At 57.8% G+C, this 1,205-nt stretch carries 1 protein-coding gene; it reads left to right on the top strand.

All coding sequences use genetic code 11. The annotated features are described in order from the left end of the window. The first annotated feature begins 256 nt into the window (after positions 1 to 256). Positions 257 to 538 (top strand): hypothetical protein, encoded by a 282-nt coding sequence (locus tag ACFY15_RS36915; RefSeq protein WP_390827090.1) that lies wholly within the window; start codon positions 257 to 259, stop codon positions 536 to 538. Positions 539 to 1,205 lie beyond the last annotated feature (667 nt).

Raw genomic sequence — 1,205 nt, 5'->3', positions numbered from 1 at the left:
ACGCCAGCGCCAGCCGCACATCGTCCGCGGCTACTTCGGCGGCCCACACGTCCGCTACGTCCTGGACGAGAACCCCATGAGTTTCTGATCAATAGTTCATAACTGTGGCGGAACCTTCTCTCTCGGAAATAGGAAGTGGGAGAATAGCTACGGTGGCCCACCGGCCAGCCAGGGAATTGAAGCGACCATTGACAGGGATGGCGTTCTGGAGATGGTGGTGCGCGCGCCCAAGGGTGGGCCTCGCAGAGGTTCTGAAATGATCACAGATGCAATAAATGCCTTCGGGGGTGCAGGTAGGCAGGTCAATGGAATTCGCGGAGTCTGGAATGGCCCCGGACCGTTGGCCGACAATCTGAACTCCTTCAATCGCGCCGTGGGTGGCGGCATGAGCCCTGAGGAAGCCGTCTGGGAAACCTTTACTGGCAAGTTCGCCCGAAGGAATGGATTCACAGAGGCTTCGATCGACTGGGACAGCGCAGCGGGCAGTCTTGGGAATCACACAGAATTCGTTGTTAATTTCATGCGACCGGGGATGTGAGATGGGTCCGGAAGAATACAGGGCAGAGAAGGAAAAAATTGCCCGGGTCTTGCAGAAGTGCTGGAGGGGCGATGGTTCGGCCATCGGGGTCCTGAGGCTGCTGGTGTCGGAACTTGGCCCGAGGGATGACCTCGGAGCCCTGGCTTTCGGCGTAGTTGGCTGCATGCATGATGCGTTTGATATGTCATTGGGGGAGGCAAAGCGAATCTCGCGATGGCATGTAATCGGAGGTGATCTCTCGGATGTGGAGATCGAACAGCGGATCGGCACTCTTGTGCCTCGCGATCTAGACTCCTGATCCCTGATTTCCTCCCTGGGGGAAGAGTGAGGGCCTCGCGGCGACTTCCGCGAGGCCCTCGACTTATATCGAAAATTCGCACCTGTCGGCGACCTGAATCTCTGGGAAATCACCTTCCGTCTCTGGTGCAATATCTATTTCCCATGTGATCATCTCGAGAATGTTTCCGCGCGGCACGGATGTGATGCACGCGCAAGCGCTCCCGATCTCATCTGCAGTCGTGTCAGATCGCAAGAACTTCTTCCGTTCTGGCGGTGACAGGAACTCGGGGCGCTACTGAACTTGAATTCGTGATGTCGGTCAGCTGTCCGTGATCAGGCCGGTGCCGGCCAGACACCCGTCGACCAGGTCCGGGCGGTACTGGATCTG

The sequence above is a fragment of the Streptomyces sp. NPDC001373 genome, from assembly GCF_042895815.1.
GTDB lineage: Bacteria > Actinomycetota > Actinomycetes > Streptomycetales > Streptomycetaceae > Streptomyces.
Note: the sequence above shows the minus strand (reverse complement) of the source record. Positions and strands in the feature narration are given on the sequence as shown.

Excerpts from the sequence above, each read along its gene's own strand:
- ACFY15_RS36915 (WP_390827090.1), top strand. The coding sequence starts at position 257 with ATGATCACAGATGCAATAAATGCCTTCGGGGGTGCAGGTAGGCAGGTC.